7 protein-coding genes are annotated in these 7,584 nt (G+C 50.4%); 6 read left to right on the plus strand and 1 reads right to left on the minus strand.

All coding sequences use genetic code 11. From position 1 onward, the window contains the following. Positions 1-121: 121 nt before the first annotated feature. From ACQYWX_RS12370 to ACQYWX_RS12395, 6 genes are all read left to right on the plus strand, one after another. Positions 122-940: a hypothetical protein gene (locus ACQYWX_RS12370; RefSeq protein ID WP_431688980.1), complete on the plus strand. Its 819-nt coding sequence runs from the start codon at positions 122-124 to the stop codon at positions 938-940. Between the two features lie 150 nt (positions 941-1,090). Continuing rightward, positions 1,091-1,645, plus strand: coding sequence for an HD domain-containing protein (locus tag ACQYWX_RS12375; protein ID WP_431688981.1), 555 nt, complete (start codon positions 1,091-1,093; stop codon positions 1,643-1,645). A gap of 44 nt (positions 1,646-1,689) precedes the next feature. Then, positions 1,690-2,487, plus strand: coding sequence for a BPL-N domain-containing protein (locus tag ACQYWX_RS12380; protein WP_431688982.1), 798 nt, complete (start codon positions 1,690-1,692; stop codon positions 2,485-2,487). A gap of 255 nt (positions 2,488-2,742) precedes the next feature. Continuing rightward, the gene (locus ACQYWX_RS12385; protein WP_431688983.1) at positions 2,743-4,227 is read left to right on the plus strand and encodes a LamG-like jellyroll fold domain-containing protein; all 1,485 of its coding nucleotides are present in this window, start codon (positions 2,743-2,745) and stop codon (positions 4,225-4,227) included. Positions 4,228-4,359: 132 nt separating this feature from the next. Then, positions 4,360-5,955, plus strand: a complete 1,596-nt coding sequence (locus ACQYWX_RS12390) for a LamG-like jellyroll fold domain-containing protein (protein WP_431688984.1) — start codon at positions 4,360-4,362, stop codon at positions 5,953-5,955. A 284-nt stretch (positions 5,956-6,239) separates the two neighbouring features. Continuing rightward, entirely contained in the window at positions 6,240-6,935 is a 696-nt protein-coding gene (locus ACQYWX_RS12395; RefSeq protein ID WP_216739866.1) for a sigma-70 family RNA polymerase sigma factor, read from the plus strand. A 9-nt stretch (positions 6,936-6,944) separates the two neighbouring features. Here the strand turns inward: ACQYWX_RS12395 and ACQYWX_RS12400 are convergent, their stop codons facing one another. Beyond that, positions 6,945-7,337 (minus strand): hypothetical protein, encoded by a 393-nt coding sequence (locus tag ACQYWX_RS12400; RefSeq protein ID WP_431688985.1) that lies wholly within the window; start codon positions 7,335-7,337, stop codon positions 6,945-6,947. Positions 7,338-7,584: the final 247 nt, after the last annotated feature.

Consider the following 7,584-nt stretch of genomic DNA (forward strand, 5'->3'; position numbering starts at 1 on the left):
AAGCTCCCCGGTCTAACAAGGTTGGCCATAAACTCTGGCGTTGGCGAGGCGTCTCAGTGAACGCCAAAAATCAGTCCTTTGACTTATCGATTGACCACAAATACCTACTTAAGGAATCACGATGGAGAGCTATCCGTTCTTATTTCTTGGCCATGGCGTTGGTAACTTATCTAGCGGTTTTGATGCGCATATTCTTTTTGCTGAGCGACCGGATGAGCAAGCCATGGCGGATATTCAAGTAAAGCTTCAGGGGCATGGGGAAATTCGCTGGAGCGGCAACAGCGCTTCTTTCTGTGTGTCTGATCGCCAGATAAAAGGCGCCATGAAGTATGACCCTACCTATAGCGACAATCCGCAGATGCTCGACGACCCGGAGATCTATAAGACCTTTGGTTTGGTTCAGAGCAAGTTGAACGACATACAGCAACGGCTGGCGCACTTTTATTATGATTTTCAACTTACGGTGCAGGAAATTCATCAGACCTTTCCGGTCTCTTTATGCCTCATCCAACAGGGACCCAGAGTAAAGCTGACCCCATGGCATGCGTGGAGCGAGGAGCGATTGCCGCAGGTATTTGATGTGCTGTCGGACTACTTCAGTCGTGAGGATGTACGTAGCGAGCGCTTTAAAGATTACACCGAGGTTTCTTACTACGACGCCAATGCGGTCATTCTATGCCACTTTATTGAGACAATCGTGAGGAAAAAGGCGGATGTTAAGAAGCTCTCACCCGAGACTGTGTCCCGTCTGATTGAGGTTATTAAGTCCGCGATTGGCTACTCAAATAACACGGATAACTTCCTGCTTAGCGCCGCCCTTTATTTGGGGGGAGTGGAGATGGAGGACATCATTGTGGATTTTCCTGAGCACGCAATGGAGGCGCTGGAAGAGATCAACGAAGATTTGCCTTTGGATGAGCGGTTTCCCGAAGGGTTGTGAGACAACGATGGCGCAATATGTTCTGACATGATGAGAGTGACGATCCTGCCGTATTTATAGTCTGCTCTTGCGCCTTCCAAGTATTGGACGGGGCTGGGTTGATGCTTCATTATGGTGTGGTTGTACATCTGTGAAACGAGGTTTGATTTCATGCTTGTCGAGAAGGCGAAGGTATTCGCCAGCGCCGCCCATGCTGCTATCGGTCAACGAAGACGTTATACCGATGAACCCTATATCGTTCATCCCGCCGAAGTGGCGGGAATCGTTGCGTCAGTGGGGGGAGACGAGGAAATGATCGCCGCCGCCTACCTGCATGACATCGTCGAAGACACCCAGGTCACACAAGAACTGATCCTGGAGTTCTTTGGCCCTTCTGTTGCGAAACTGGTGGAGGAGGTGACTGACGTCAGTCAGCCGCAAGACGGTAATCGTCAGGCCCGCAAGGAAATAGACCGACAGCATCTCGCCAACGCCTCCCCACGAGCAAAAACCATCAAGCTGGCGGACTTGATCAGCAACTCAACCAATATCATTCAGCATGACCGCTGGTTCGCCAAAGTCTATATGCAGGAGAAAAAGCTCCTGTTGGAAGTGCTTGGCGAAGGGGATTCAAGCCTGTATCAAAGAGCTCAGACCATCGTCAGTGAGTATTATGCGGAACGGGAAGCTCGCCGGTTGTTAAGAAGCGGCGAGCAAAACGTCTAAATCAGCGGCCGGGTGACTCCGGCTATTTTGGCGCTTCTTTTTGTATGAATAAATTTAGCTTAACGGCGCTAAGCGGCGTCATTCTGATCGTTGGCGCGACGCCGTATGTGTCGGCTGTGGAGTCGGCCTCAGATATGCAGACGAGTCCCGTCAGGGAAGCGGAATATGCGTTGATATATAACGGACCTGTATCAGATGCTGAAAGCTCTGAAGCCATCGCGGACGTCGCCGTCCAGGCGGGCCTGACAGTGAGGTATATCACGGACCTGGAAGCGCTGCCGGACATGCTGAGTGGGGCGAAAGTTTTCATCATCGGCGGTACGGAAGACGACGTTGAGCCCCTGGTTGACGCCTTTACGCCGGATCTCTCCGCTTCATTAAAGGCGTACTTGAACAATGGCGGGCGTTACCTGGGGATTTGTGGCGGCGCCTACGTCGCGTCAGTGGGGTGGGCTGAAGAAAATCGGTTTGTGGATGCGTTAGGCATCGCACCAGCGGAATCCGATAATTACGACAGTGACTTCGCTCCGAAAATCTACCCTGTCACTTGGTCTGGGGAAGAACGTCAGATGTACTATCAGGCTGGCCCTGCATTCAAACTGACGCAAAGCAAGGAGCAAGTTCGCAACATCGCCTACTTTGAAAACCAACAAATCGCCGCACTCATAAGCTCGTACGGGAAAGGCAAAGTAGCGGTATCCGGCCCGCACCCGGAAGCCCCCGAATCATGGAAAGAAAATGCTTTGGATGGCACCGAGATGGAATCCAATCTGGACCTGGCTATCAAACTAATGCAGGAGTTGTTATCCGACCGGCCTGTTGGTGGCTCTGGTGGTGTTTGAGGGATAGTGGCGTCTCGTCACGTCAAAGTTTTAACTTCTCTGCGATTAGGAGACTTAACTATTTGCTTCCTCTCTGGATAACTCCATTTATTGAGCGAGTTTTTGCTGGCTGTGCTATCCCGGCGGCTTTAATCGGATCCAGAGAGAGTAACGATGTCCCATTCATTCCCTTTGAACAAGCTGCGCAAAGCGTGTGCAGCTTCGCTTCTGCTTCTTCCCCTATCATTTTCTGTACAGGCTGGCGAAACAGGTCAAGTGGCCTATTGGTCGTTTGAAGGCGCGCTAGCGAGCGGCGGAAAAGACGATTCAGGCAATGGCTTTGACGGCTATTTTCCTTACACAGGCGCTCCCGGTTCAACGGCAGGCGGTCAGTACTATGCTCACTCCGGCGGAGAAGCGGGTTATGGCAATCAATCCGCCTTGATGGTGGCGGGAGATCCGCTGACAGTCGACAGTCTGGGCGAGAGTTATAACAGCGATGGCCCATTTACGCTGATGCTGTGGATGAAGGGCGAACCTGTGATGCAAAGCCAAACGTTGGTTTCCAAAATGTCCCCGGAAAGTGGGCAAGGCGTTATGTTGGGTCTGGATGGTTCCGGCCGGTTAATACTGAGTTTGCGGAGTGTGGACGGCTCAGGAATTGTAGTTAAAACCGCAGAGCCGTTTGACTATTCTAAGGGCGTAGGCGTCGCGGCGGTATACGACGGGAGCGGCAAAGCCGGTGGCGTGAACTTCGTCATGTGGAACAAATACGGCAGGCTGCCGACACGTATAGAGCAGGATAACCTGTCAGGAGTCACCACCAATAACGCCACCTTGGTAGTGGGAGCGTCGGGGACGGATTTTGCGTATACGGATGAGTTTCAGGGCGTATTGGATGAAGTAAGGCTCTTCAACTTGGAGCTGGGAAGTATCGAAATCCAGTGTGTCTCTGAGAATGGCTTGAAGTGTGTGAAAGCGCCAAGCAGGACAGGCATTCCCGGAGAGAAAGGAGCTCAAGGACCGGAAGGAGCAAAAGGAGATAAGGGTGATACAGGCGTGGCTGGCCCACGGGGACTGACAGGGCCAGCTGGAAAAACAGGTCCGGAAGGCGCAGTGGGTCCGAAAGGCGATAAAGGGGCGGTAGGGCCACAGGGCGTGCAAGGTCTCAAAGGAGACAAAGGCGATCGCGGTTTGCAAGGGATTAAGGGAGAGAAAGGCGATCAAGGAAGCGTGGGCCCGGCAGGTCCCAAGGGGGATAAAGGAGATAACGGAGTTATAGGTCCACAGGGGGTTAAAGGAGATAGAGGTGAAACTGGTCTCAGGGGGCTCCAGGGACTGCAAGGCCCCCCTGGAGTGGCTGGGCCCAAAGGAGATACAGGCTCTCCGGGAAGAGATGGAAGGGATGGTCAAAAAGGGAGAGACTTTAGTGACACTTTCAACTACGCAATGGGAAATCATACGGCAATGGGTAGATATGGCGTTGGCAGCGATATCAACGTTCCGGCTGGGTTCAATATTACGCAGTGTAGTCTTCAATTAGGAGACTTGGCAATTAGTGGTGCGGCGACGGGTTTGTTGCCTTTGGAGCGTGACGCCCGAAAAGGTAATCAAGTTGTTAAGGGAATCGAGATCAAGCCTAATGGGCTGTACAAATGGAATACACTAATTACTAATACGACGTCTTTTGGGCGTGCAACGAATCACACTGTTAGACATGATGACGTAATACTTAGCTACATTGTTTTGTGTCGGCGATAGCTTGCGAAGGGACATTGTAATTAGTGCCCGACGATGTACTGGGTAGACAAAAAACGTCATAACTTAACAATTTGTTCATTCTCTGGATAACCAAATAAGGCTGGCGAGCATCAGAAGTGCTCGCCATAAACTTTGTTCAATCCAGAGAGAATTACGATGTCCCATTCCTTCTTTTTGAACAAGCTGCGCAAAACGTGCGCAGCTTCGTTTCTGCTTCTTCCTTTATCATTTTCCGTTCAGGCTGGCGAAACAGGTCAAGTGGCTTATTGGTCGTTTGAAGGCGCGTTAGCGAGCGGCGGAAAAGACGATTCAGGCAATGGCTTTGACGGCTATTTTCCTTACACAGGCGCACCCGGTTCAACGGCAGGCGGTCAGTACTATGCTCACTCCGGCGGAGAAGCGGGTTATGGCAATCAATCCGCCTTGATGGTGGCGGGAGATCCGCTGACAGTCGACAGTCTGGGCGAGAGTTATAACAGCGATGGCCCATTTACGCTGATGCTGTGGATGAAGGGCGAACCTGTGATGCAAAGCCAAACGTTGATTTCCAAAATGTCTCCAGAAAGTGGGCAAGGCGTTATGTTGGGTCTGGATGGTTCCGGCCGGTTAATACTGAGTTTGCGGAGTGTGGACGGCTCAGGAATTGTAGTTAAAACCGCAGAGCCGTTTGACTATTCTAAGGGCGTAGGCGTCGCGGCGGTATACGACGGGAGCGGCAAAGCCGGTGGCGTGAATTTCGTCATGTGGAACAAATACGGCAGGCTGCCGACACGTATAGAGCAGGATAACCTGTCAGGAGTCACCACCAATAACGCCACCTTGGTAGTGGGAGCGTCGGGGACGGATTTTGCGTATACGGATGAGTATCAGGGCGTATTGGATGAAGTAAGACTGTTCAATTTGGCGTTAGGAAGCTTGGAGATTCAATGCGTCAGTGAAAATGGTCTGATGTGCGTGCAACGTGGAGGATTGTCCGGGACGCCGGGAGAGCAGGGGCCACAAGGGCCGGAAGGTGCGAAAGGGGAGAAGGGAGATAAAGGGGATACAGGCGCAAATGGTCCGCGAGGTCTGCCGGGACCAACTGGAAAAACTGGCCCGGAAGGTGCGGCGGGCGCGAAAGGCGATAAAGGTGAAAAAGGGGAGGTCGGGCCACAAGGCTTGCAAGGTCCTAAGGGCGATCAGGGAGATCGCGGTTTGCAGGGGATTAAGGGAGAGAAGGGGGATCAAGGAGGTGTTGGCCCGGCGGGTCCCAAGGGTGATAAAGGGGATAAAGGCGCTACAGGTCCGAGAGGGGATAGAGGAAGTGAAGGCCCAATTGGCCCTCAAGGCATTCAAGGCCCTACTGGTCACAAGGGTGATAGAGGTGACAAGGGTGATAGAGGTGACAAGGGTGACAAAGGTGATCCAGGAGCGCCTGGAAGGAGCTTTTCAGACACCTTCAGCTATAGTATGGGAGAACATGTAGCTGGCGCCTATGGTACTGATTTGGGGGCTCCTCCAGGGTTCAATATTAATCAGTGCAGTATACTTGTAAATGGGGCAGGAGTCATAAACGGAGCAAATGGCGTGATCGCGTCGAATAAATCTTGGCGAGTGGAGTTTAGTGATAATGGGCTCTATAAATGGAGGACTAAGGGATACGTGTTTGAAAGCGGGGATCGTCCAAGTCAAGATCGCTATAAGTCAGCAAACAAACAGATAACTTATGTTATTTTGTGTCGTCGCTGAGCGAAATTAGCGCAAATTATCTTTAGATTGAGTTGAGTGCCGCAAGCTTCTACTTTTTGCAAATTCGGTATAGTATTTGCTGACGAGACGCGATAGCGCGTCTCGTTATCTGACCCAGGATTGAAGCTGTTCTCCTACATGATTTTTTAGTCGTTTTAACCCTGCATAATAAAAAAGTGTAAGCGGCAATCGCTTACTCGGAAGAGTCATCCTGTATTGGATTCGGGTGGTCTGGCGTGAGCCGGGCGTTTCCAGTGGATTTTGCCTAGTAAGGCGTGGTGTTGATGGATAGTAGTAAGGATTCTGTTGTTGAACTATGGAGTCGGTATCGGGAAGAACGATGCAATGATGCCAAACATAAACTTATCGAAATCTACTTGCCTTATGCGAATGCGGTGGCTGCGAATACATATCGCCAGTATATGTCTCTGGGGATTGAATATGCGGACTGCTTGCATTTTGGCTATATAGGCTTGTTGGAGTCATTAGAGCGATATGATTCGAATGGAGATGCTTCATTCGAGACATTCTCTACTTATCGTATTCGTGGAAACATCCTTAATAATCTTGATCGTTACTCCGAGCGGAGCCGTCAGGCTGCATACCGAAGGGATCTGGCGAAAGAACGTATAGAGTCTATCTCCTCTGTTGGCGGAGCGTCTGACAATGCCTTTGACGCTATGGTAAACCTGGTCTTGGAGGTGGCGGTCAGTCATGTTGTTGACGATAGCCTGAGTACAGCCAGAGAAGAGTGCTCTCCACCTAATGAAAAACTGGATGATATCTTCGAGTCAAAGGCGGTTGCAGATCTCTTGACGGAATTGTCGGACGTAGAAAGATTTGTGGTCACCAATCATTACTTCTTTGAAATGACTATGGTGGATATCGCTGAAGTAATGGGAGTGACGAAGTCGCGAGTGTCCCAGATTCATTCTGTGGCGATTAAAAAATTGCGCGCAGGCGTCGCCAAATCATGGTGAACGCCTTGTTTATTGGCGAAGTGATTCCTCGAAAAAATCTGTGAGTAATTGCTCAAACTTACTATCCAGCTCCTTGGTTCGCATAAAGCTTTCAGTGGTCTGATGAGAAATTTTTGCGAGCACTTGAGGATCTTTGATTTTATGTCCAAGCCCCCAGTAGATAATCAGTTCTACTAATGAATCGCGAGCCTGGGTATAGAAGCTGTCATTGTCGGCGTCAGAGGCGCAGCTTAGCATTAACTGAGCTAAGTGATGCTTCAAATAGCGTTGTAACTCTTCTCGGTCGAGTTGAGTGAGTTCATCCTGTGATAACGGGTAGTCTGTGCGCCAGGGATGAGGCGCGCTAAGTTCAGATTCCGCCAACTGAGCAAGCATGAGCTCTATCTTTGAATTCTTTTTCATATCTTTAACGGTGTCGTTGCGCTTACTCCAAACATTGATTTTTCCTTGTTACATAAGGGTAGCAGCCAAAGAGTCATTCCCACCACTAATCCCGGCTATTATCCCGCTAGTCTGCATCAAGCCGCAGAAGTACTGATTATCTACATCAAATCAAATAGATACTAAACCTTTTACCCAATCTCTGGATATTACTGGTAAGTAAGACCTCAACTCAGGAACGCGAGTGAGGCATCGGAACGAATTGTTA

Source organism: Hahella sp. NBU794, from assembly GCF_050749805.1.
Lineage (GTDB): Bacteria > Pseudomonadota > Gammaproteobacteria > Pseudomonadales > Oleiphilaceae > Hahella.